The sequence below is a fragment of the Sodaliphilus pleomorphus genome, from assembly GCF_009676955.1.
GTDB classification, from domain to species: Bacteria; Bacteroidota; Bacteroidia; order Bacteroidales; family Muribaculaceae; genus Sodaliphilus; species Sodaliphilus pleomorphus.
The window spans coordinates 241672-266484 of the sequence record NZ_CP045696.1; the positions used below are offsets into that span (position 1 = coordinate 241672).

The 24813-nt window shown below is 51.4% G+C and carries 16 protein-coding genes; 8 read left to right on the forward strand and 8 right to left on the reverse strand.

From position 1 onward, the window contains the following. The first annotated feature begins 99 nt into the window (after nt 1–99). The 6 genes from GF423_RS01035 to GF423_RS01060 all read left to right on the forward strand — a co-directional run bounded on the left by GF423_RS01035 (nt 100) and on the right by GF423_RS01060 (nt 6839). Entirely contained in the window at nt 100–561 is a 462-nt protein-coding gene (locus GF423_RS01035) for a dCMP deaminase family protein (RefSeq protein WP_154326598.1), read from the forward strand. A gap of 9 nt (nt 562–570) precedes the next feature. Beyond that, nucleotides 571–2205, forward strand: coding sequence for a S41 family peptidase (locus GF423_RS01040; RefSeq protein ID WP_154326599.1), 1635 nt, complete (start codon nt 571–573; stop codon nt 2203–2205). A 1-nt stretch (nt 2206) separates the two neighbouring features. Further along, the gene (locus GF423_RS01045) at nt 2207–2767 is read left to right on the forward strand and encodes a 5-formyltetrahydrofolate cyclo-ligase (protein ID WP_154326600.1); all 561 of its coding nucleotides are present in this window, start codon (nt 2207–2209) and stop codon (nt 2765–2767) included. A gap of 18 nt (nt 2768–2785) precedes the next feature. Beyond that, nucleotides 2786–3466, forward strand: coding sequence for a helix-turn-helix transcriptional regulator (locus GF423_RS01050; protein ID WP_154326601.1), 681 nt, complete (start codon nt 2786–2788; stop codon nt 3464–3466). A gap of 71 nt (nt 3467–3537) precedes the next feature. Further along, the gene (locus GF423_RS01055; protein ID WP_241004962.1) at nt 3538–4014 is read left to right on the forward strand and encodes a LuxR C-terminal-related transcriptional regulator; all 477 of its coding nucleotides are present in this window, start codon (nt 3538–3540) and stop codon (nt 4012–4014) included. Between the two features lie 131 nt (nt 4015–4145). Further along, nucleotides 4146–6839 carry a M16 family metallopeptidase gene (locus GF423_RS01060; protein ID WP_206113307.1) on the forward strand — a complete coding sequence of 898 codons (2694 nt, stop codon included), beginning with the start codon at nt 4146–4148 and terminating at the stop codon, nt 6837–6839. 88 nt (nt 6840–6927) lie between these two features. On the opposite strand, the gene glgP is transcribed toward GF423_RS01060, so the two are convergent. The 6 genes from glgP to dnaG all read right to left on the reverse strand — a co-directional run bounded on the left by glgP (nt 6928) and on the right by dnaG (nt 18473). Further along, a complete protein-coding gene (gene glgP, locus GF423_RS01065) occupies nt 6928–9483 on the reverse strand; it encodes an alpha-glucan family phosphorylase (RefSeq protein WP_154326604.1) in 2556 nt (851 codons plus the stop codon). Between the two features lie 48 nt (nt 9484–9531). Then, complete coding sequence (locus GF423_RS01070; RefSeq protein ID WP_154326605.1) at nt 9532–11193, reverse strand: glycogen/starch synthase; 1662 nt, start codon at nt 11191–11193, stop codon at nt 9532–9534. Nucleotides 11194–11391: 198 nt separating this feature from the next. Next, entirely contained in the window at nt 11392–13323 is a 1932-nt protein-coding gene (gene dnaK, locus GF423_RS01075; protein WP_154326606.1) for a molecular chaperone DnaK, read from the reverse strand. A gap of 200 nt (nt 13324–13523) precedes the next feature. Next, nucleotides 13524–14210, reverse strand: a complete 687-nt coding sequence (locus GF423_RS01080; protein WP_206113308.1) for a porin family protein — start codon at nt 14208–14210, stop codon at nt 13524–13526. A 2-nt stretch (nt 14211–14212) separates the two neighbouring features. Further along, nucleotides 14213–16189 carry a LysM peptidoglycan-binding domain-containing protein gene (locus GF423_RS01085; protein ID WP_154326608.1) on the reverse strand — a complete coding sequence of 659 codons (1977 nt, stop codon included), beginning with the start codon at nt 16187–16189 and terminating at the stop codon, nt 14213–14215. 130 nt (nt 16190–16319) lie between these two features. Continuing rightward, nucleotides 16320–18473 (reverse strand): DNA primase, encoded by a 2154-nt coding sequence (gene dnaG / locus GF423_RS01090; RefSeq protein WP_154326609.1) that lies wholly within the window; start codon nt 18471–18473, stop codon nt 16320–16322. A gap of 163 nt (nt 18474–18636) precedes the next feature. Between dnaG and GF423_RS01095 the strand changes: the two genes are divergently transcribed. After that, nucleotides 18637–19929 carry an L-cysteine desulfidase family protein gene (locus GF423_RS01095; protein WP_154326610.1) on the forward strand — a complete coding sequence of 431 codons (1293 nt, stop codon included), beginning with the start codon at nt 18637–18639 and terminating at the stop codon, nt 19927–19929. A gap of 110 nt (nt 19930–20039) precedes the next feature. Beyond that, complete coding sequence (locus GF423_RS01100; RefSeq protein WP_154326611.1) at nt 20040–20444, forward strand: hypothetical protein; 405 nt, start codon at nt 20040–20042, stop codon at nt 20442–20444. Nucleotides 20445–20534: 90 nt separating this feature from the next. Here GF423_RS01100 and scpA read toward each other — a convergent pair whose 3' ends face one another. Both scpA and mutA read right to left on the reverse strand, forming a co-directional pair. Continuing rightward, entirely contained in the window at nt 20535–22667 is a 2133-nt protein-coding gene (scpA, locus tag GF423_RS14020) for a methylmalonyl-CoA mutase (protein ID WP_154538215.1), read from the reverse strand. A gap of 9 nt (nt 22668–22676) precedes the next feature. Then, complete coding sequence (mutA, locus tag GF423_RS14025) at nt 22677–24512, reverse strand: methylmalonyl-CoA mutase small subunit (protein WP_154538213.1); 1836 nt, start codon at nt 24510–24512, stop codon at nt 22677–22679. Between the last annotated feature and the right edge of the window lie 301 nt (nt 24513–24813).

The following is a 24813-nucleotide window of genomic DNA, read 5'->3' on the forward strand; positions in this document are numbered from 1 at the left end:
ATAACGTTTTTTTGCTTATATTTGTGGTGCTGTTACAAGTAGTGTAGCAGCAATGTTTATAGCTAAGTGAAACAATTGATTTGCAGCACATTGTAACTTATGAACGATAATGGTCAAAAACAAATTTTGCTTGACGCAAGATATTTGCGCATGGCCAAAGTGTGGGCTGAAAACTCCTACTGCAAGCGTCGCAAGGTGGGTGCCTTGCTCGTAAAGGACAAGATGATCATTTCTGACGGATTCAATGGCACGCCTGTAGGATTTGAAAACATCTGCGAGGATGAAGAAGGACGCACCAAGCCCTACGTGCTTCATGCCGAAGCCAATGCCATCACCAAAGTTGCCGAAAGCAACAACAGCAGCAAGGGGGCAACGCTGTATGTCACCACCTCGCCTTGCATCGAGTGCGCCAAGCTCATCATTCAGGCAGGCATAAAGCGCATTGTATTTGCCGAGCTATACCGCTTGACCGAAGGCATCGATTTGCTCAAGCGTGCAGGCATCGATTGTATCCACCTGGTGAGCACACAGGATGGGGCTTACGAAGAAATAAAGATATAAAATACTTATATGACAAATTCTGGTAACAAGCAAAGTTACACTTGGGTTCCCTTGGCGTTGGCGGCAGCGCTTGTAGTGGGTGTACTCATAGGCAGCCATTTCACGACGCAGAGATCCAACGACCTTGACAGGAAACTCAACAATGTGCTTGGCATAATCTCCAACGAGTATGTCGACAATGTAAACATGGACAGCCTTGTTGAGCTCTCGATACCCGAGATACTGAGCAATCTCGACCCACATTCAATCTACTTCAGCGCCAAAGACCTCCAGGCTGCCAACGAAGAGTTGAACGGCAGCTTCAGCGGTATAGGCATCTCGTTTCAAGTGATGAGCGACACCATCAATGTGATTGAAGTGATTCCCGGCGGTCCCGCCGAAAAAGTGGGCATTCTTGCGGGCGACAAAATCATCACAGTCAATGGCAAGCCCTTTGTGGGCAAAGGGTTAAATCCCAACACGGTGAAAGATCACCTGCGCGGTGCCAAAGGGTCGACGGTGAAACTCGGCATCAGGCGCAACAATAGCGAGAAGACCATCTACTTCACGGTAAAGCGCGGAGACATACCAGTCAAAAGCGTAGATGCTGCCTACATGATTGAGAAAAACACCGGCTATGTGAAAGTCAACCAGTTTGGCCGCACCACCTACGACGAGTTTATCACCGCACTGGGCAACCTCAAGGAGGAAGGTGCCAAACGCTATATCGTAGACTTGCGCGGCAACGGCGGCGGCTACATGGAGATGGCCATATTGATGGCCAATGAATTCCTTCCCAAAGACCAGCTCATCGTGTCGACCAAAGGCCGGTATCGCCGCGACGACTCGCAAGTGTGGAGCGATGGCAACGGTAAGTATCAGGATGCCGAGCTTGTTGTGCTCATCGACGAGTTTTCGGCCAGTTCCAGCGAGATTTTTGCCGGTGCCATCCAAGACAACGACCGCGGGCTCATTGTTGGGTGTCGCTCATTTGGCAAAGGCCTGGTTCAAAAGCAATTTGAGCTCCCCGACAACAGTGCAATACGACTCACTATAGCAAGATACTACACCCCGAGTGGACGTTGCATCCAGAAAGACTATAAACTGGGGGGCATCGACAACTACGACAACGAGCTGGCCACACGATTTAAAAACGGCGAGCTGTATAGCCGCGACAGCATAAAGCTCGACAAGAGCAAGATGTACAAGACTGCCCACGGACGAGTCGTGTATGGCGGCGGCGGCATTATCCCCGACATCTTTGTCCCCGTCGACACCTCGGGCATGTCGTCTTATTTCCAGGCAGTACTCAACGCCGGCCTCATGCAGCAGTATGCCTTGCTCTACAGCGAGCAACACCGAGCTTCGCTCAAGGCAATAAAAGATTACAAGTCGCTGCTGCGTGTGCTGAGCGACAACGAGACACTGCTCAACGATTTTGTGAACTACGCTTCGCGCAATGGAGTGCCTGCAAGATGGTACTACATTGACCAGTCAAGGTCGCTCCTGCTCACCGATATTAAGGCCTTCATAGCCCGCGACCTGCTGGGTCAAGATGCATTCTATCCCATCTTGAACCGCAACGACCGCACCGTCGAGGCGGCACTCAAGGCTCTCAACAGGCACGAGGCAACATTCCCCATTATCGACTCCAATCTACACTAAAATGAAAGACAAAAAAGAATTGCGACAGGTGGTGAGAGCCTTGAAATCGAAATTGGACGACACCCAAAAGCGGCAAGAGGCGCTCGCCGTGTTTCAGAGTATCGAAACATTGCAGGCATTTCGCTCTGCCAAGCACATACTATTGTACTACTCCCTGCCCGACGAGCTGCCAACACATGAAATCGTCGACAAGTGGTCGCACGTTAAGACCATATATCTGCCGCGAGTGAACGGTGACGAGCTCGACCTGCTCAAGTACGACAGGCAACACATGGGCAAGGGTGCAATGGGAATCACAGAACCCATAGGCGACGAGCTGGTCGACCCGTCGATCATCGACCTGGTCATCGTTCCTGCCGTTGCACTCGACAAGCATTGCAATCGTTGTGGCCGAGGCCGTGGCTACTACGACAGGCTCCTGCCGCTATGCACACATGCACGCTACATTGCAGTTGGGCTTGATTGCCAATTTTTTGACAACATACCGGTCGATCCACACGACATCAAGATGGACGGTGTGGTCACTGCCTCACATCTTGCATTTGCAAAACCACGGTTTTAATATCTCTCTTGCCAGCTTATGCTCCTTGTAAACAACGATTCAAAATTGAGCGACATTGTGCTCGGCGACCCATCGGTAGTAACCGTTTTCAACAGGTTTGGAATTTCCCTTGGGGTCGGCGACCACACTGTGACCACGATGTGCCATCGTCAGGGTTTGGATACCGACTTCTTCATCACCATTCTCAACACCTATCTCTTTCCCGATTTCTTCCCCGAAAAGATCATGGAGTCGTTCAAGGCATCGGTCATCATCGACTATCTCAACAAGACCAATACCTATTACGAGCAATTCCAAATACCCAACATAGAGCGTCATTTTTCCTTCTTGTTGCAAAAAACAAATTCGGCCAACAGCAATCTCACCTTGATGATGAAATTTTTTATCGAAGTGAAAACAGAATTGCTCGCACGCATCGACGACGACCGAAACCGCTGGTTTCCTGAGGTGCTGAAACATCGAGACGCCTGCGCACAGGAATGCCCTATTCCGAAATTTGACGATGACAGCGACAGCATCGAGGACAAAATTGATGATCTCATCAACATGTTTGTCATTCATTTAAAAGGAGAATACGACATCAACTTGTGCCAAGCCGTGCTCATAGCACTGTTCAGCCTGAAGAAAGACATCACCCAGAACAATCGCATACGCAACCGCATTCTCAAACCACTATCACAATTTCTGGCCACATCATGATGCCCACTCGTGTCACAATCATATTGCCCAATGCTGTTGAAGCAGTTGGCCTGAGGCATATTGTCGAAGAAGTGTCGACAGCAAGTGTGAGCTGCTATGCTGCACTCGATGCCACGACTGCCAGGGTTGTCTCCAAATCGGATTGGTATGTGACCGACGAATCCACATTTACCGCTCACACGTCGTTTTTCCTGCCCAAAAAGGACAAGACCATCGTGCTCACCCATCAGTCCTCACAAGTAGAGTCATCGCCCTACTTGCTTAGCGTAAACGACCCTGAGGAAATTGTCATCACCAATGTGCGGCGGCTACTCGACACCCAGAACGACTGCAAGGCGCAATCCAAGCTCACCCAACGGGAAACATCGGTACTCAAACTGGTTGCCAACGGACTAACCAACAAGATGATAGCCGACAGGCTCAACATCAGCGTCAACACAGTACTCTCTCACCGCAAAAACATCACTGCCAAGCTGGGCATCAAGAGCGTATCGGGCTTGAGCGTGTATGCCATCATGAATGGCATCATCTCGCTGCCCGACGCATAACCCCTACAATCACGATTATGAAAAAATACATCGAGTGCATTATTGTTGCATTGCTATGCTCTTGGGGGGCTGCAGCGCAAATCGTTTTCAATGAAAATCTTCCTGTCGACCCCCATTTGCATTACGGCATTTTGCCAAATGGATTCACCTATTATATCTATCCCCTGCCTGGCACCGGGGCTGTGAACCTGAAACTGGTGACCAAAATTGGCTCGGTTGTAGAGGATCAAGACGAGTTGGGCCTGGCCCACTTTCTGGAGCACATGACATTTGAGGGGACTAAAAACTATCCTCACGACAGCGGGAGCAAGATCTTGCAGGCCTACGGATTGGTCTCGGGTTCTGATTTCAACGCGGCAACCTCATTTGACGACACGCAATTTGACATCAAGAATATCGATGCCAACGACAGCACCATGCTGCCCAATGCATTGCACATCATCAAAGACTGGGCCTGCAACCTCACCCTGGAAGACAAAGCCATCGACAAAGAACGCAGCATTGTAGAGGAAGAATGGCGCACCAGTCACGATTACGGCCAACGCCTGGCCGACTCGCTGTGCCGGTCGCTCTTGCACGGGACTCAGTATGCAAGCCGTTTCCCCATTGGGTCGATGAAAATCATAAGAAATTTCAAGCCATCGCTGTTGCGCGAATTCTATCGCAAGTGGTATCGACCCGACCTGCAAGCCATCATTGTTGTGGGCGACATCGACGCAGCACGTGTTGAAAACGAAGTGAAGATGCTGTTTGGTTCCATACCGAGCCCCGCATCGGCCCCCGTGCGCAAGCAAGTAGCTGTGCCCGACCACAAGGGGATAGACTACAACCTCTTTGTCGACGACGAGGCACCATCGAGCGACATAGGCATCTTTTTCCTTCACGACAAGATCTCGCCTGAGATGATGCTCAAAAAAGAATGTTATCGACGAGAGGCTATCGGCCTGCTATCGACGACCCTACTGTCACTTAGGCTCCTTGAGCAATCCAGCAAAGCCGAGTGTGCCTACTCCTCGGCCACGTGCACCGATGGTGCATTTCTCATTGCAAAGCACAAAGCCGCGTTGGCTCTTATCGCCATGGGAAAAGAAGGCATGACTGCACAAGTCATGGAGCAACTCCTGACCGAAGCAAGACGTGCTCAACTCTATGGATTCACTGCCGACGAAATCAATCGTGCCAAGCGCTATTTCATAACCAACGTCGACAACCAGCTGAAAGAAGTCAACACACTCAAGCGCACCGACTACACAGCTGCACTGGTCGATCACTTTGAGGGGGAATCTGACCTGTGCGGATTTGAAACGTCGCTGAGGCTGATGCGAGAGATTGTTGAAAACCACGTGACCGCCGACGACATCAACAGCTACTTGCGCACCCACATCAAGGCCGACAATGTATCGGTAAGCATATCGGGGCCCAAGAAAGACGGCATCGCTTATCCTACAAAACAGGATGTTGAGAGACGGTTTTCGGCCATTTTCTCATCCACTCCTCCCCCCTATGAGGAGAAGGTGAGGGAAAATCCCATTGTCGACCACACTCCTGCAGCTGGACAGGTGCTTGAATCGTCGCGCGACAGCCTGTCGGGCATCACCTCGCTTGTGTTGTCAAACGGGATGCGAGTGCTATTGAAACCCACCAACTTCAAGAATGACGAAATCAGGCTCAATGGCTACAGCCCGGGAGGCTACAATGTGTACAAGGGTACCCACGACATTGCCCTGAGAGCCATGAATGCCGTGATCGAAGGGAGCGCATTGGGCAACAACAGCATCACCATGCTGGAGAAGCAACTGCTGGCCAAGAATGTATCACTGTACTTCAACATCACGCCATCAAAAGAAACCTTTGTGGGCAAGAGCGGCAATGCCGATTTCGAAACCATGCTTCAGCTGCTGTATCTGTATTTCACCGATGTGAGAAAAGACCCGCAGTCGTTCAACTCGGTGAAAAGCAACCTGGCTTCTCAGAACTCTCAAATCGCCAACAACCCAAGCCACATCTTCCAGGACTCGGTAACGAGCACATTGTATCCAGGCTATATCTACTACAAAGACCTGTTGCCGGCCGAAATACAATCGATCGACTATGACGAGGTGCTACAGCTCTACCGCGAGCGTGTAGCCAATCCCGGCGACTACGTGTTTACCCTGGTGGGAAGCTTCAACGTCGACAGCATCGTGCCACTCATCAACAAATACATGGCCTCGATACCCGACAATGGCGTGAGAGAAGTGAAAATGACACCCACCCCCATGCGCCATGGGCGCTTCACCAATGCTTTCTCCACCCCCATGGCAACACCCAAGTCGACAATCGACATAGAATATTTCGGTCCAATGAAGTGGACCACCCAAAACGAGCTCATGATTGATATGTTGCAAGGGGTAATCAACGACGAGCTCAATCAAAAAATCAGAGAAGAGGAGGCAAGCTCCTATGGTGTGAAGGTGATGTGCGATATCAATGAGACGATGCCCGTCTTTGTGATCGCATGCAGTTTTGACACCAACAATGAGAAAAAAGACGAGCTGCTTGCCATCACAAGAAAATATTTCAAATCACTCACAAGCAAAGGAGTGTCGCAAGAGGAGTACAACAAGGTGTACAACCAGCAGGTGAATCAATACTACTTCGGGCTGCAATCCAACGATTTCTGGGTCTATACATTATATCTCAGGACGTTGGGCATCAACTATGAGCGCGACTTGAATGCCTCGCTGGGAACAATGAGCAACTTGAAATTCAATCTGTTTATCAAGTCGCTCAGGCTCAACGACGAGCTCACCACGGTGATGGAAGGCTTGCCCAAAAAACAATAAAAAAAAACATCTCGGCAGGAAATAATTCTTGTCGAGATGTCTTGTATTGTGGCGGGGATCGTTTCCCCAACTGTTTAGGCAATGAGCCTTAAATCCACTTCATATAGGCAAAATCCTGACGATGAGGCAGGTTCTTGTTCCATGGATACACGCGGAAGCCATAACGGAACACGCCCGAGTCCTTGATGTGATTCTTCATGTGATAGGTGACCACATCACCCTCTTGCTTGATTACCTTGAATGGTATGGTCTCGTGGAACTTGGTTTCGCCGTCCTCTTCACGATACACAACAAGTTCAATTCCAAGGTCCTTTCCAAGCCCGGCAGTGTCGAGTTTTATGGTAGCTTCGACTGCCTCACCATTGTTGGAAGCATTCTTGAGCGAATCGCTGAGCTCAACATCCAAGGCATGCACTGCATCCCAGTGCTCGACCACGTTGTTTTTCCAAGCAACAATGTCCTTGGCAAGCGCATAATTGCTGGCGCGCAACTTGGCGCTGCGTGCAGCCTCGGGAGCATAGAAACGCGTGATGTAGTCTTCAAGCATTCTCGACATGGTGAAGTGAGGAGCTATTGTGGCAATGCTGCGCTTGATGTACTGTATCCACTCGGGAGAGTATCCGCGTGAATTCTTGGCAAAGTACAGCGGAATGATTTCGTGCTCAAGCATTGAGTAAATAGTGGCAGCATCGAGCTTGTCTTGCTGAGCTTGGTCGGTATAGGTGCGCTGGGCTGTGAGTGCCCAGCCAGCACCCTCGCGATAGCCCTCATACCACCAGCCATCAAGCACCGAGAAGTTGAGAAGGCCATTCATCTCGGCTTTCTCGCCCGATGTGCCCGAAGCCTCGAGTGGACGCGTGGGGGTGTTCAGCCAAATGTCGACACCTGTGATGAGGCGCTTAGACACTGTCATGTCATAATTCTCGAGGAAAATAATCTTGCCCAGGAATTGCGGCATCTTGCTTATCTCAACAATTCGCTTGATGAGGTCTTTGCCTGCGCCGTCGGCCGGGTGAGCCTTTCCTGCATAGATGAATTGAACGGGATATTTCTCGTTGTTGACAATCTTTGAGAGTCGGTCGAGGTCGCTGAAGAGCAGATAGGCACGCTTGTAGGTTGCAAATCGGCGAGCAAAGCCTATGAGCAGGGCATTGGGATTGATCTTGTCGACAATCGAGAGAATGCGCGAGGGGTCGCCTTGGTTCTTGAGCCAGTTCTCGCTGAAGTCACGTTTTACAAAATTGATGAATTTGTTTTTAAGACGCATGCGCATGTCCCATATTTCCTGGTCGGGCACTTTGAGAATTGGAGCCCAGGTCTTCTCGTCCTCCTGGTGCTCGATATAGTCGTCGCCCAGCACGCGGCTGTAGTATTCTTTCCACTCGCTGGCAGCCCAGGTGGGCATGTGTACGCCATTGGTCACATATCCCACATGCGACTCTTCGGGAGCATAGCCCTTCCAAATGCCGGCAAACATCTTGCGCGACACTTGACCATGGAGCCAACTCACGCCATTGCTTTCCTGTGTTGTGTTCAAAGCAAACACGCTCATCGAGAAACGCTCGTTGGTGTCGGGATTCTCTCGGCCCATGTTCATGAGGTCTTGCCACGAGATACCGAGCTTGGCAGGGAACTCGCCCATGTATTTTCCAAAGAGACCCTCGTCGAAGTAGTCATGACCAGCCGGCACAGGTGTGTGGCAGGTATATAGCGATGTGGCCCGCACAATCTCGAGTGCCTCTTGGAAATTCAAACCGTCGTCCTGGACGTAGTCGACAAGACGTTGCAGGTTGAGCAAGGCAGCATGCCCCTCGTTGCAGTGATACAGCTGGTTCTTGATGCCCAGCTTCTTGAGCATGAGCACACCACCTATGCCAAGCATATACTCTTGCTTGATGCGGTTTTCCCAATCGCCGCCGTAGAGCTGGTGAGTGATGGGGCGGTCCCACTCGCTGTTGAGGTCGATATCGGTATCCATGAGATAGAGCTTCATGCGTCCCACGTTCACCCGCCAAATGTTGGCATAAATCACGCGGCCAGGATAGGGCACCTCAAGTATCATCTGCTTTCCGCTCTCGTCGAGCACAGGCTCTATGGGCAGCTGATTGAAATTCTGAGCCTCATAGTTTGCAATCTGTGTGCCATCCATCGAAAGCGTCTGGGTGAAATAGCCATAGCGATACAGGAAGCCCACGGCAGTCATTGGATAGCGGCGGTCGGAAGCCTCCTTGATATAGTCGCCTGCAAGAATGCCCAGACCACCTGAATAAATCTTGAGTGCATTGCACAATCCGTACTCCATGCTGAAGTAGGACACCGAGGGCACATCGGTGCGCATGGGCTGCTTCACATACTCCTTAAAATGAGCGTAAACAGTATTGATGCGCTCCATCATGACATCGTCTTTCAGAATCTCGTTAAGACGGTCGGTAGTTATCTTTTGCAGCATCATCACCGGGTTTTCGCCTGTGGCGCGCCACAGTTCCCGGTCCAAGTCGTGAAAGAGTGACTTGCCTTCGCTATTCCACACCCACCACAAGTTTTTGGAAAGCTCATCAAGCTTTTTCAACTTTGGGGGAAGATCTGATTTGATCGTGATGTTTCTCCAAACGGGTTCGTTGGTGTTACTTACTTGTATTTTCATAAACTAAAATTTATGATTGCTAATTAAAACTTAAATCACTATTGTATTTTATAATCCATCGGCATCGTCAACCATGCGGATTTCCACTTTTTTCAGCGCTTGCGAATAGGCCAGCTCATAGTATTGGATAAAGTTGTCCCATGAAGCGAGCTTCGAGGTCTTTTTGGCCGCATTCTTTGCCTTGCGCAACTCGGCAGGCATCATCGTGTAAACATTTGACAATCCTTGTGAAACCGCAGCAACGGTCTCGCTGTAGTTGGAGTCGGTGCGATGCACCACTTTCACGCCGGTGCGTGCAAGATTGTCACCCTCGGTGTCGAGCACCCACTGTCCAAATCCAGCCAAGTCGGTGGTGATTGTGGGCACGCCAAAGGCAATGCTCTCGAGCGGAGTGTAGCCCCAAGGCTCGTAGTAGGACGGGAAAATCGTGAGGTCGAAACCTATGAGCAACTGGTAGTAGCTCATGTTGAAAATTCCGTCGTTGCCGTTTAGGTAACTGGGCACATAGATGACTTTCACACTGTCGTCTATCACGTTGTGCAGACCGAGGAAATTTATTTTTGAATAAATGGGGTCGGTGTCAAAGTTGTGAATGTTGTGGGTGATGACAGGGTCAAAAAGCCTGGCTACTCTATTTTCCCTCATTGAGGCTTGCAAATCCTTTCTTGGCGATTCGGTCCAAGCCGGCACCATGATGAAGACCACAATCTTGCGGCTCAAGTTGTTGATGCGATTCAACTTGTCGCGTGTCATGTTGAGTGCATCGATTGTCACATCGAGGCCTTTGTTGCGAAATTCACAACGGCCCGATGTGCCCACGATGAGCGTATCGCTGCTATAGTCCTCACCAGTCAAGGCCCGCGCCACTTGCAGCAGCCTGGCGCGTGCATCTTCTCTTGCCTTGCTGAACTTGGAGCCTTTGGGCACATAATTTTGTTCAAAGGCATTGGGGGTGACCAGGGGACGGCGTTCGAGCAGCTGCTCACACTCTCGGGCAGTGACATTGCTCACTGTTGTGAAGGCATCGGCCTGCTGAGCCGCTGCTTTCTCCAGCGAGTGCTTCGATTGCATGTTGAGCTCGGCGGCCATTTGGTCGCCGTTGTAGCCGCTCATGTAGTCATACAGTGGCTTGCCATTGCCACATATACTGCGGCCTATGCTTGTGGCATGGGTAGTAAACACGGTTGCCACACTCTGCAGCCGTGCCTTCACATAGAGCAGCCCCATGCCTGTAGTCCACTCGTCGAAGTGGGCCACGACATTTCTCACCTTTCCGCGTTGCCACAGCACGATGCTCTCGATGACGAGTGCCGCCCCATAGGCAAACATGCACGACTCGTCGTAGTCGCCATAGGCGTGCAGCGAGTCGACATGGTATTTCTTCCACATCTCGGCATAGAGATCGTTTTTGTACACATACAGTGAGTTGTAATCGACCAAGATGGCAACTGGCTTGCCAGGCACATCCCAATACCCTACCCTCACGGTCATGCCTGCGGGGAAAACAGCCTGTTTTTCCCAGTCATCGAGGGGAGTATTTGACTCAATGAAAAAAGGTGATTCGTTGTCTTTGGACCACAGATCGGGCCCAATGAAAATCACATGATCATATCTTTTGCGAAGCGTTTTGGCCTTGGTTGAAAGAACTGCATAAATTCCTCCTACTTTATTACAAACCTCCCAACTGGTTTCAAATAACAAATCAATCATGCTGATTATCTTGAATTTTACAGCAGCAAAGTTACAAAAAATATCGCAATTTTGAACCTATTTTTCATTCATTCGTGAAAAAGCAATGCAAACGTTTGCACTACCTAAAACCACAAGGAAAAAAATCCCGGCACATGCTGCTTGCATGTGTCGGGATTATTAAGATATGTGTGGGATGACAATTAGTTATCTTGTCATTTACACCTCTTCGTAGGGGACATCTTCGGCGCCATTCTGGTTGTTGTCGCCGTTGCTATTGCCCGTCGTGCCGCCGGCGTTGGAACCTGCTCCAGGATTGCCGCCTTGGAATCCTGCTCCAGGATTGGCTCCAGGCTGGCCACCAGCCTGCTGATACATCTGGGCAAACTTGTCTTGCAGCTCCTTCATGGCGACATCGATGGCAGCTATATCTTGACTCTTGTGAGCATCTTTCAGCTTGTTGAGGGCTGCCTCAATCTCGCTCTTCTTGTCGGCCGGGAGCTTGTCGCCTGCCTCCTTGAGCGTCTTTTCGGTTTGGAAGATCATAGCATCGGCCTCGTTGATCTTGTCGATGCGCTCCTTTTCTTTCTTGTCGGCATCGGCATTGGCAGCGGCCTCGTCTTTCATCCGCTTGATTTCGTCGTCGCTCAGACCGCTCGAAGCCTCGATGCGGATGCTCTGCTCCTTGTTGGTGGCCTTGTCCACGGCCTTCACATTCATGATGCCGTTGGCATCAACCTCAAAGGTAACTTCGATCTGTGGCACGCCACGCGGTGCGGGGGCTATGCCGTCGAGATGGAACTTGCCCAGCGTCTTGCAGTCCTTGGCAAGCGGACGCTCACCTTGCAGCACGTGGATCTCGACCGAAGGCTGATTGTCGACTGCCGTAGAGAACACTTGGCTCTTGCGGGTAGGAATGGTGGTGTTGGCATCGATAAGCTTTGTCATCACGCCACCCAGTGTCTCGATACCCACGCTCAGCGGCACCACATCGAGCAGCAACACATCCTTGACCTCGCCAGTCACCACGCCGCCTTGTATTGCAGCACCCACGGCGACCACTTCGTCGGGATTCACGCCCTTAGAGGGCTCCTTGCCGAAGAATTTCTTGACAATCTCCTGCACTGCCGGGATACGGGTCGAACCGCCCACGAGGATAACCTCGTCGATGTCGCTTGTCGAGAGGTTGGCATCGGCCAGAGCCTTGCGGCAAGGCTCAATCGTTCTTTGAATCAAGTCGTCGCACAATTGCTCAAACTTGGCACGTGTCAAAGTCTTGACAAGATGCTTGGGCGTGTTGTCGACCACAGTGATATAAGGCAGGTTGATCTCGGTGCTTGTCGAGCTCGAAAGCTCAATCTTGGCCTTCTCGGCAGCCTCCTTGAGTCGCTGCAAAGCCATCGGGTCTTTGCGCAGGTCGGTGCCTTCCTCTTTCTGGAAGTCATCGGCAAGCCAGTTGATGATGCGCTGGTCAAAGTCGTCACCGCCCAGGTGAGTATCACCGTTGGTGGCCTTCACCTCGACCACGCCGTCGCCCATGTTCAGGATTGAGATATCAAATGTGCCGCCACCCAGGTCAAACACTGCGATATTCTTGTCGTCGGTACCCTTGTCGAGACCATAGGCAAGAGCAGCAGCCGTAGGCTCGTTGACGATGCGCTCAACCTTGAGGCCTGCAATTTCACCGGCCTCCTTGGTAGCCTTACGCTGCGAGTCGTCGAAGTAGGCAGGAACTGTGATCACAGCCTTGTCGACCGTCTGACCAAGATAATCCTCGGCAGTCTTTTTCATCTTTTGCAGAATCATGGCCGAAATCTCTTGCGGAGTGTATTGACGACCGTCGATTTCCACACGAGGCTGATCGTTGCCATTATCTACCACTTTATAAGGAACTCGCTTAATTTCCTCGCCAACCTTGCTATAAGGCTCGCCCATGAAACGCTTGATCGAGTATACCGTGCGCGTTGGATTGGTGATAGCCTGGCGCTTTGCGGGATCACCCACCTTGCGCTCGCCACCATCGACAAAGCCCACAATCGAAGGCGTTGTGTTGCGGCCTTCACTGTTCGGTATCACTACCGGATTTTTTCCTTCAAGCACTGCTACACAGCTGTTAGTAGTACCAAGGTCAATACCAATTATCTTTCCCATAATTCTTATATTATTTATTTGTTATTAATCAATTTTGTCTTGTCTCGGCCTTTCGGCTTCGACACCCACTGATTGGCAAAGGTCGTGCCAAAAGAAGTCCAGGCAAACAGGCAGCCGAGAACTGACATATTGACATCAACAAAATATGCCTGCTGGAGAAGCAGGCATATCATAGTGTCAGTTTCGGGCTGCGCACTGTCTCACTTGAGGCGATAGAAATAGCCAAGTGTCACCATCACACTCATGCTATTGCTGGCCGAGAATGGATCGGTTTTGTGGTTGCTGAACACGTCGCCCAGCCCGTAGTAGAACCTTCCCTCGAGCTTGAACGACTGCTTGAGGCTCTGGAACCATTCAAGACCGAGCCCGGCCGAGATGCCATAATCGAGATGATTTTTCACCTTGAGCGTGTACTGGTCGACGTTCCGGTTGCTCGACGGGAAACCGTCGATCGCCTTCACATTGCTGTAATCAAAGTTTGACTTTTGCGACGAGGTTATCATGTATCCTATCTCGGGGCCAGCGTTGAAAAAGCCGTGTATCTTGTTGTTGCCAAAATACACATGCGTGAGCACAGGAAGCTGTATATAGGTAAAACGGCGCTGATAGGCGTAGTCATAACCGTCAAACTTTTCCTTCCACCCACGTTGCTCCACATTGAGTTCGGCGATAAGGCCGAAGTGTTTTTCCTCTACATATCGGAAGGCACCTCCCAGCACCACACCTGACTGTAACGACTGGGGCACACTCGGGCTGAAATTCACACGTGAGAAGGACGCACCCGCCTGGCCGCCTACCGAGATGTTGCCCTCGTAGTGGTTTTGGGCTATCGCCACCTGTGTCCAACTGTACAAGACAAGCGACAATAGGAATGTGAATGTTCTCATCTTCATTTTATAATACTCTCGGTCATGCTTGTGCCATAGAGATGCACCAGCTCTACACAACGGTTCACCAGTCCACCCCAGTTGCTCACACGCTTCAGGTCTATGTCCATCTGAATGCCGTCGTAGGCAGGTGTGTTGCTGTTAAGCTCGTCGCCCTTGCCCAGGCTCGTCAACAAGTAGGCGCCCAGGTCAAATCCCATGAGTCCCATACAGGGAGTGGTGCTGATCATCTTGGTGCCAAACTTGCGGATGAACTGATTCTCGATGCGGCGGGCCCTGTTTTCGTTAGCAATGAAAAAGCGAGAAAACAGGTAGGTGTCAATCGTCTGAAACGTCGACTTGTATTCTTTAAGATAATTGAAGTATTGGGGGAAACCCAGCATCGAGACTTCGCAATCGAAGCGTTTCAATTTCACCTGTTTCACAGCAGGTGCAATTTTGGCCAAGAAGCTCTTGCTGCCCGAGGTGGGAATGAAGAGATAGCTGCTGCCAGGATCAAGATAGTTGCTCAGCGTGGCATAGTCGAGCATGTTGACCACCGACACCACTTGGCAGTGCTTGCGACTATCGGTGATGTGCTCCTTGATATTGGTGTAGATATCTTTGTCTTCGGTGTTAGTGGGGTCGTCAAGAAAAATCACGTTATAGTCCTTAAACTTGGCATCGATCCAGTCGTTTACAGCAGCAGTCATGTAGGTGGTGGGGCTGTTTACCTGGAGCACGCGAGGATTGTCGGTGTAGTCGTCGTTTTTAGGCGAGAAGCAATTCACGATTGTCACTCCGTGTTTTTTCCCGAACTCGTTGCACCGCTGCAGCTGCTTGGGCTCGCCGGGAGCGATGAGGATGTCCATATTCTTCATCTTGTCGAGTGCCAGGAGGCTATCGGTGACATTGAGGTTGTGTTGCGTGTCGAGCACGTCAACATTCACCTTCTTCCCCACCCTGTTGCCCAAGCTGTCGACGGCCAGCAAGAAGCCCTTGTAGAAGTCGACATAGAGGTCGGCCTGACGGGGTCTTTCGCTCTTCTGCAACTGGAAGGGCAAGACAATGGCAATGTTGATGTCGCCGTCGCTCTTCAATTTGTGCACATTCTTGTAGACTTGCCCCATTTTACTGGCGTAGGTTTGTTCCAGCTCCTGCACTGTCGCCTTGCTGGAATTGACGCGGGCAATCTCGGTTCCTTTACAGGGTATATAGATCACTTTGCCTTTCTTCAGCCGTTTCTGGCCAGGGTTGGCTGCCATCAATTCGTCGACTGGCACCTTGTAGGCTGTCGACAGCGACCGATAGGTATCGCCATCCTTGACAGTATGGGTGTAGAACTGCTTGATGTTCTTTTTGAGTTCAATCTTATGCGAGGAGTTGGGCTTGATTTTTATCACGTCGCCCACGATGAAATTGTTGGGATAAATGCCAGGGTTGAGTTCAAGCAATGTTTCGATGGTAGTGTTGAATTGTTTCGACACGCTGTACATGGACTCACCTGGCTGAATGGTGTGATAGACAATGCCTGCATCGCCAGCGCGAGTGCCCGCCTGCGGGATGATGAGCACATCGCCCTCGCCCACACCACTGTTTGAACTGGGGTTGGCAGCCACAAGGTCGTCGACGCTCACATCGTAGAGCTTGGCTATGCCATAGAGCGTTTCGCTTTTCTTCACAATGTGTTTCACCACTTCGGGAGCGACTGCTACGTTCTGGCTGGCAATGGAAACGTCAGCCTTATAGGCCTCGACAGGGAAAAAAAGCAGTTGTTTTTTGGTCACTCCCTGTGCGGCCGATGGATTGAACTTGATGATATCTTGAGCCGAGACGCCTATTTTTTTTGCAATGCCATCGACCGTCTCATTTCCTCCCACCTTATAGTAATAATAGGATTCTCCTGCTATTTTCTTTACGGGGAGCTTGAGCCCGGCCGCGGTCGACACGACTGCGGCGAGACAGAGCATGACAAGAAGAAAAAAATGTCGTATATTCATAATGGGTTTTGTATATTATTGAGTCCTTATTAATAAAATAATTGCATTGCCAAAAACTATCATTGCACTTTAATCATGCAAAAATACAAAGAATAATTTAATATATGAGTGTGTCATGAGCAATAAAGTGTCACACAAGAGGATTCACCACCCGTTCACCCGTCAATTTCGACAGCTCACGACGCATCACGTTCAGTTGTTGTTGCCTTTTAAGCAGTTCCAACTGCTCCTCGGGGCTGGCCATGCGCAATTTTTCCTGAATCGACGTGAATTCAAGCGACACGATGGCGTTTTTCCAGTTGTAGAGGGCTTCGGGTATCAATGTCAACAGCTTATCGTATTCCGACGTGATGGCTGCAAACTGAGTGTGGATTTTGCTCAGCTGGTGTTTCTCGCTCACAAGGTCGAGCGAGACTGCCCTCACGGTCTCATCGGGGTCGGAGCAAAGACGCTTTTCGAGATACGATTTGCGAAATTGCACGACTTGGGCCTGCAATCGTTGCTCAATCTTTGCTTCGAGTTGGCGTTCCTGGTCTTCGATGCTCTCGAGAGTGCCGTCAACCTCGGCCCTAATGTGGCTCACGCCCTCCTCGACAAGGCGCCTGCGCTCTTGTTCGATGTCGGCTTGAAACTGTTGCAGAGCCGAATAAAATGGCTCAAGGTTGCCAAGCGACGAGGTAAAAATCTTGTCGAAGACGGGATCGGAGAACTTGATATTGTCGACAGTGAGCTCGTTGTTGATATACTCCAGCACTGTGGTGGGACGTGAGGTGCCGTCGTCGTAATTGGTTTCACACAAGTAGCACATGCCATACTTGGCAACATACCGTATCACGTCAAACTCGTAGCGCCGCAAGTAGGCTGCCGACGTGTTGTCGGACTTCTGGCTTGCATCGCCTGCACTGGGTGAGGGCTGCACTGGCGAGGGCTGCTGCTCACCGCGCTTGCGCTTTTCGCGCTGCTCCTGCTTCCACTCCTCCTGCCGTCGGCCGAAGATGTCCTTCTGTATTTGACTCAAGATCACATCCTCATCGATGCCCAGAGTAGTTGAGCACTCCTTGGCATAGACGGCTCTTGTGATTTCGTCGGGAATCACGGCAATCGATTTCACGATGTCGCCTATGGCTGCAGCACGCTTCACAGGGTCGTTGTCGCTGTCTTTGAGCAGGACACGGGTTTTAAACCTTATAAAATCGATCTCGTTGTCGGCAATATAGCGCTCGATTTCGCTATGACTGTGGGCGCGGGCAAAGCTGTCGGGGTCCTCAGGCTCGGGCAGCAGCAGCACCTTGATGTTCAAGCCATTGTGCAACAACATGTCGACACCGCGCAGTGCAGCATGCACACCTGCTGCATCGCCGTCGAAGAGCTCGGTCACATTGCGGGTGAAGCGGCGTATCTTGTGGATGTGGCCCTCGGTCAAGGCGGTGCCCGACGATGCTATCACATTTTTAAAACCGGCCTGGTGCATTTGTATCACGTCGGCATAGCCCTCGACTATGAAACACTTGTCTTGCTTGTTGATGTCGCGCTTGGCCTGAAAAAGACCGTATAGCTCGTTGCGCTTGTTGTAGATAATCGACTCGGGAGAGTTCACATACTTTGCCGGGTCGTTTTTCAACGTGCGCCCGCCGAAACCTATTACCTTGCCGGCGATATTGAAAATGGGGAACATCACTCGCCCGCGAAAGCGGTCGTAGCCTCCACCGCGGTTGTCGTCGATGCACAGGCCGGTATCAAACAGCAGTTTCTTGTTATATCCAGCCTTGGTGGCAGCCTTGTACAATGCCGAGCGGTCTTCGGGCGAATATCCCAAGTGAAACTCCCGTATCGACTCGTCGCTGAAAGCCCGCTCTCTGAAGTAGGACATGCCTATCTCCTGCCCATCGGTCGTGTTGTGAAGCTGGTTTTCAAAAAACTGCATCGCAAACTCGTTGATGAGCAACATCGACTCCCGCTCGGTTTGTGCTTCCCGCTCCTCGTCGGTGAGCTCTTTTTCGTGAATCTCGATATTGAATTTCCTGGCCAGGTATCTCAAGGCCTCAGGATAGGTGAGCTGCTCGTGCTCCATGATGAAGTTAACAGCACTACCGCCCTTGCCACAAGCAAAGCACTTGCATATGCCCTTGGCTGGCGACACATAGAACGACGGGTGATTGTCGTTGTGAAACGGGCACAGGCCTATGTAGTTCTGGCCGCGCTTCTTGAGCGTGACAAAATCGGAGACGACATCGACGATGTCGGCCGCATCAAGTATCTTATCGACTGTTGCTCTATCAATCATGACTGAATTTTGCCAATAGCAAAGTTACTACATTTTATATACACTGGCAAAAATTAATAATTGCCTCTCTCAATCAATTAAATAGCAATTTGTTTGGTCAACTGGGCATTTATTTCTACTTTTACCTGCTGAAAACAATTTATCTCTAAAACGACTAACGACTATGTTAAACAAAAGCGAAATGCTTGCATTCTTGCAACGCGACATGGCGCCTGCACTGGGGTGCACCGAGCCTGCTTGTGTAGCCATAGCAGCTGCAACAGCCATGCAGGCCATAGGCGGCGAGATCAACAAAATCAAGGGTGTGGTCAACTCCAATGTATACAAAAACGGCATGTCGGTCTCGATACCCCACTTCGAGAGAAAAGGGCTGAACTATGCCTTCGCCATAGGCGCAGTGATAGGCAACCCCGACAAATCGCTTCAAATTCTCGAAGATCTCACTCCCGAGGATGCACAAAAAGCAATTGAAATTGTCGCCGATCACAAGGTCGACGTCACAATCGACCGCAGCCAGAGGCGCATCTACGTGCGTTGCGACGTGATTTCGAGCAACGGCATAGGCACGGCGGTGATTACCGACGCCCACACCAACGTTGTGCTCGTGCAGCGCAACGGCGAAGACATCATGCGCAACGACACCTCGGTTCCCACCCAGGAAAACGCCTCGCTCGACAAGCTCACCAAGATGACGATAAAACAAATGCGCGAGCTGGTCGACACCGCTACCGAAGCAGAGCTCGACTTCTTGAGCACCGGCATCGACATGAACGAGAAAGTAGCCGACTATGGCATGAACAACGAGGCAGGCATTGGCATTGCTCGCGTGCTCAAGCACGACTGCAGCGCTGTGCTGGGCGACGGGCTCATGACACGCACCATGCTCAAGGTGTCGAGTGCCATCGAGGCGCGACTCAACGGCTGCCCGCTCTCGGTGATGAGCAGCGCCGGCTCGGGAAGCAAGGGGGTGGCCATGATTGTACCCATTGTGGAGATGGCCAAAGCCTGCAAGGTGAGTCGCGAGAAGATGCTCAAGGCTGTGGCCCTGGGCGACCTGCTCAACAGCTACATCAATGCCAAAATAGGCAAACTTGTGGCCATGTGCACCTGCGTGGCAGCTGCCTCGACGGCAGCCAGCGTGTCGATGACATGGCTCATGGGCGGTGACGACCAGCAGATGGGCTGGGCCGTGCGCAACATGACAGGCGCCATCTCGGGCATGATATGCGACGGTGGCAAGGTGGGTTGTGCGCTCAAGCAGGCCTCGGCCACCGCAGCTGCGTTTCTGTGCGCTCGCATGGCCATCAACAACGTGCGGCTGCGCCCCACCGACGGCATATGCGACGTTACCCCCGAGCAGTGCATCGACAACATTGCCAAGGTGGGCACCCCTGGCATGACACTTGCCGACGATGTGATTCTCGACATCATGCTCGGCAAGAGCGCTGCGTATTGACAACTGGCTGCTCCCGGCACATCGGCAAAAAAGTGGTCCCCTCCTGGCTTTTAATGAACATGTCTAAAGCGTAGACTACTGGAAGAGAGCAACCCCAAGCCCCAAACAAAATGAGCATAGCAGACACAGTCTTTGACATCTACCAATATGTGGTGATACCAATAGTCGCTGCCGGCATATTGTATGCAATATATTGTTTTGGAAAGACGATTTCACATCGCTACAACGTAGCCAAATGGTATTTTTGGACGGTCTACTTACTGGCCGTTCCGGTGATTGCGGCACCAGCTGTGTTTTTTGGATCCTTATTTATGGATCATGTTAAACACGACAATTATGCCATAATTGCCTGGATCATGATAAACACATGGGCAATATGGTTCATTTGGGGGTTTAAGAAATCGATGAAGCTTTACAACAAGATGCCTTGCTATCTGTCAATTTCACCCTCGATCCTGTCATGGGTATTAGCCATACTCGCAATCTATGGAGGACTCTACCTGGTGAACTACTGAAACAGCTCAGCACACAGACGAAACTAAACAACAACTGCGGCCCCTCATCGAGGCCGCAGTCGCTATATTTAGATAGATGTGTTGCTCAATTTACTTGTCGAGCAGGATGTGCATCACTTGCTCGGCACTCTTCATCACGTTGGTGCCAGGACCGAAGATGGCAGCTACGCCAGCCTTGTAGAGGAAGTCGTAGTCCTGCACAGGAATCACACCGCCGGCGGTGACGACAATGTCGTCGCGACCCAGCTTCTTGAGCTCGGCAATCACGGCAGGAATCAGGGTCTTGTGACCGGCTGCGAGCGACGAAACGCCCATCACGTCGACATCGTTTTCGACTGCTTCCTTGGCTGCCTCCTCGGGAGTCTGGAACAACGGACCCATATCGACATCGAAGCCGCAATCGGCATAACCGGTAGCCACCACTTTGGCACCACGGTCGTGACCGTCCTGGCCCATCTTGGCAATCATGATGCGAGGCTGACGTCCCTCCTTCTTGGCAAACTCACTTGTGAGCTCACGAGCTTTCTTGAGCTCGTCACTGTCTTTAATTTCTCCTGAATACACGCCTGAGAACATTTGAACTTTAGCTTTATAACGGCCCACGACTTTCTCGCAAGCATCTGAAATCTCACCCAGCGAAGCACGGTCCTTGGCAGCTTGAACTGCACACTCGAGCAGGTTGCCCTTGCCCGTCTTCACACACTCGGTGAGCGCATCGAGGTCGCGCTTCACGGCATCGTTGTCGCGAGTCTTGTAGAGCTCTTGCAGACGTGCCACCTGCGAGTTGCGCACCTCGGTATTGTCGATTTCAAGAATATCGATAGGAGCTTCTTTCTCGAGCTGATACTTGTTGACGCCGATGATGGTCTGGCGACCCGAGTCGATGCGGGCCTGCGTGCGGGCAGCGGCCTGCTCGATACGCATCTTGGGCACACCAGTCTCGATAGCCTTGGCCATGCCGCCCAGCTTCTCGATTTCGGTGATGTGCTCCCATGCCTTGTGCACGAGATCGTCGGTCAATTTTTCAACATAGAAGCTGCCTGCCCAGGGATCGATAACCTTGGTGATATAGGTTTCCTGTTGCAGGTAGATTTGCGTGTTGCGGGCAATACGAGCCGAGAAGTCGGTGGGAAGTGCAATTGCCTCGTCGAGAGCATTGGTGTGCATCGACTGGGTGTGACCCAGAGCTGCTGCCATGGCCTCAATACAAGTGCGGCCCACGTTGTTGTAGGGGTCCTGTGCAGTGAGCGACCAGCCCGAAGTCTGGCTGTGGGTGCGCAGCGACATCGATTTGGGATTCTCGGCGCCGAAGCTCTTCACAATCTTAGCCCACAGCAGGCGGCCTGCACGCATCTTGGCAATCTCGGTGAAGAAGTTCATCGAAATGCCCCAGAAGAACGACAGGCGGGGAGCAAATGCATCGACATTGAGGCCGGCATTCACGCCCGTGCGAATGTATTCCATACCGTCGGCCAGCGTGTAGGCCAGCTCGATGTCGGCAGTAGCACCAGCCTCCTGGATGTGATAACCCGATATAGAGATGCTGTTGAACTTGGGCATGTGCTGCGAGGTGAACTCAAAGATGCTGGCAATGATCTCCATTGAGAACTTGGGAGGATAAATATAGGTGTTGCGCACCATGAACTCCTTCAAGATATCGTTTTGGATTGTACCAGCCATCACATCGAGCGATGCGCCCTGCTCCAGACCAGCCACAATGTAGAAAGCCATGATGGGGAGCACAGCGCCGTTCATGGTCATCGACACCGACATCTTGTTCAACGGAATACCGTCGAAGAGCACCTTCATGTCCTCGACCGAGCAAATCGACACACCTGCCTTGCCCACATCGCCCACCACACGTGGGTTGTCGGCATTGTAGCCGCGGTGAGTGGGAAGGTCAAAGGCTACCGACAAGCCTTTCTGGCCCGATGCCAGGTTGCGACGGTAGAAGGCATTGGACTCGGCAGCAGTCGAGAAGCCGGCATACTGGCGCACCGTCCAGGGGCGGAACGGGTACATGAGTGAATAGGGACCGCCCAGGAATGGTGGGATACCTGCCTTGAAATGCAGATGCTCCAGGCCCTGGAGGTCGTCTTTAGTATATACAGGCTTAATCTTGAGCAACTCGGCGTTGGTCCAAGGTTCGGCCATGTTCAGTGGCTTGTGTTCAACATTAAAGCCATCTTTTGTAATATCTATATTTTTAAAATTTGGTCTCATTGTCAATGATTATTTTAAAAGTTTAGCGTTGAAAGCCTTTAATGTTTCAAGCACATTGGTGCGCACGTTGATGAAATTGGTCACACCCATTGCCTTGAACTCGTCGGTCTCGGGACCGGCAAGCACAAACTCGGCACGGCCGTTGAGCGCCTTGAGTGCAGCGGGGATGAGCTCGGGATACTCGGCATCGCTCGAGCAAAGCACGATGATGTCGGCACCAGCCTTCACGCCAGCCTCGACACCTTCCTCAACAGTCTTGAAACCGTTGTTGTTGACGAGCTTGTAGCCTGCGCAACCGAAGAAGTTGTCGCTGAACTGGGCGCGGGCCAACCGCATGGCCAGGTTGCCAATGGTGAGCATGAACACAACAGGAGTCTTCTCGCTGGCCTCGGTGTGCTGGCGCAGGGTCTCAAAGCCACTGGCAAGACGCTTGGTGTTGAGCACGGGAGCGTCGGGATTGGCCTCGCCACAGCCACAGCTGCAAGCAGCATGGATGTCGCGATGGTCGCCACTCTTCTCGGTGAAGTTGGGGAACTGGTTGGTACCCAGCAGCTGCTCTTTGCGCTTAGCCACCTTGTCGAAACGAGTGTTGGCGCTGGCATTCACAGCCTTGGTCACGTCGAAGCTCTCGGCTGCAGCCTTAAAGCCGCCCTTGTCTTCTACCTCGAGGAAGAGCTTCCATCCTGCCTGGGCAATAAACTGAGTGAGCTCCTCAACATAGTAGCTGCCGCCTGCCGGGTCGACCACCTTGTCGAGGTGAGACTCCTCCTTGAGCAGCAATTGCTGGTTGCGAGCAATGCGAAGGCTGAAGTCGGTGGGCTCCTCATAAGGCGTGTTGAACGGAGTGACCGTGATCTCGTCGACCGAAGCCAGTGCAGCCGACATCGATTGCGTCTGGCTGCGCAGCATGTTCACATAGGGGTCAAACAGCGTCTGGTTGAAGCGCGATGTAGCTGCGCTCACAACCATTTTGCACGATTCGTCCTTGGCACCGTACTGCTTCACGATTTGGGCCCAAAGCATGCGTGCTGCACGGAACTTGGCCAGCTCCATGAAGTAGACGGTGGAAATGTTCATGTTGAACTTGATGCGGCTTGCCACCTCATCGGCACTGAAGCCGGCGTCGGTGAGCTCGGCCAGGTATTCGTTGCCCCATGCCAAGGCATAACCAAGCTCTTGATAAATGAAGGCACCTGCATTGGCCAGCATGACCGAGTCGACACCCAGCACGCGCAGGCCGGCAACCGGTGCTGCGATCTTGAGCAACTGTGCAGCAGTCTCCTGGACACCTGCTTCAAATTTCTTGCCTTTCTTGAACACAGGCTTGAACGGGTTGAAGTCGATGCTGCCCACAAACTTGTCGGCAGTGCCTTTTTTCTGCAGATAGTCGACAAGAGCTGTGGCAAGCTCCACTGCCTTGCTTGGGCAGATGCTGAAATTGATCTCTACAGCATCGGTGTGAATACCGTCGAGAAGCACATTCAGGTCAACAACGTTGTGATGCAGATTGAAACCCAGTGCGGTGACGCCCTTGTTGAGGATGTCGAGCACTTGCTTGTTGGTCTCGGCCACGTCCTTCACATCAAAGTCTTGACGCACCTGCCAGGTGTTGTTGGTACGGGTGCCACGCACATAGGGGAACTCGCCAGGAAGTGAATCGATTGTTTTGAAGTCCTTGATGTCTTCGTCAAAATACAGAGGATTGACATTAAAGCCTTCATTAGTCCGCCAGATCATTTTCTTGTCGAAATCGGCACCCTTGAGGTCGATTTCAGCTTTGGCTCTCCAAGTCTTGAAGTCTACCGGAGAAAATGCTTCGAACAGTTTTTCTCTTTTTTCTGCCATAACTTTAATTAAAATTATATAGTAACTTTATTGTAGTTCGTGTAGTGGTATGAGGCCACAAAATATAGTTGTTTCTTCAATACAGCAAAGGTACAAACAATTATTGAAATAATTCAGTAATCATGTCAATATTTAAATTTAAATAATGCTAACTGCACAATCCTGCGCAATCGGGCGGCAAGTGCCAGAAAACGATTCTCTTGAAATCATGCACCACATCCCAACGCGCCCCCCGACCCTAACGATTGTTTTTTGGGGCACTCAGTCATGCCCCATTGCACCAAAATGTTGAAATTCAAAA

What these genes read in the sequence shown, in the direction of transcription:
- GF423_RS01035 (WP_154326598.1), top strand. Translation starts at nt 100, where the DNA reads ATGAACGATAATGGTCAAAAACAAATTTTGCTTGACGCAAGATATTTG.
- GF423_RS01040 (WP_154326599.1), top strand. Translation starts at nt 571, where the DNA reads ATGACAAATTCTGGTAACAAGCAAAGTTACACTTGGGTTCCCTTGGCG.
- GF423_RS01045 (WP_154326600.1), top strand. Translation starts at nt 2,207, where the DNA reads ATGAAAGACAAAAAAGAATTGCGACAGGTGGTGAGAGCCTTGAAATCG.
- GF423_RS01050 (WP_154326601.1), top strand. Translation starts at nt 2,786, where the DNA reads ATGCTCCTTGTAAACAACGATTCAAAATTGAGCGACATTGTGCTCGGC.
- glgP (WP_154326604.1), bottom strand. Translation starts at nt 9,483, where the DNA reads ATGAAAATACAAGTAAGTAACACCAACGAACCCGTTTGGAGAAACATC.
- GF423_RS01070 (WP_154326605.1), bottom strand. Translation starts at nt 11,193, where the DNA reads ATGATTGATTTGTTATTTGAAACCAGTTGGGAGGTTTGTAATAAAGTA.
- dnaK (WP_154326606.1), bottom strand. Translation starts at nt 13,323, where the DNA reads ATGGGAAAGATAATTGGTATTGACCTTGGTACTACTAACAGCTGTGTA.
- GF423_RS01080 (WP_206113308.1), bottom strand. Translation starts at nt 14,210, where the DNA reads ATGAGAACATTCACATTCCTATTGTCGCTTGTCTTGTACAGTTGGACA.
- GF423_RS01085 (WP_154326608.1), bottom strand. Translation starts at nt 16,189, where the DNA reads ATGAATATACGACATTTTTTTCTTCTTGTCATGCTCTGTCTCGCCGCA.
- dnaG (WP_154326609.1), bottom strand. Translation starts at nt 18,473, where the DNA reads ATGATTGATAGAGCAACAGTCGATAAGATACTTGATGCGGCCGACATC.
- GF423_RS01095 (WP_154326610.1), top strand. Translation starts at nt 18,637, where the DNA reads ATGTTAAACAAAAGCGAAATGCTTGCATTCTTGCAACGCGACATGGCG.
- GF423_RS01100 (WP_154326611.1), top strand. Translation starts at nt 20,040, where the DNA reads ATGAGCATAGCAGACACAGTCTTTGACATCTACCAATATGTGGTGATA.
- scpA (WP_154538215.1), bottom strand. Translation starts at nt 22,667, where the DNA reads ATGAGACCAAATTTTAAAAATATAGATATTACAAAAGATGGCTTTAAT.
- mutA (WP_154538213.1), bottom strand. Translation starts at nt 24,512, where the DNA reads ATGGCAGAAAAAAGAGAAAAACTGTTCGAAGCATTTTCTCCGGTAGAC.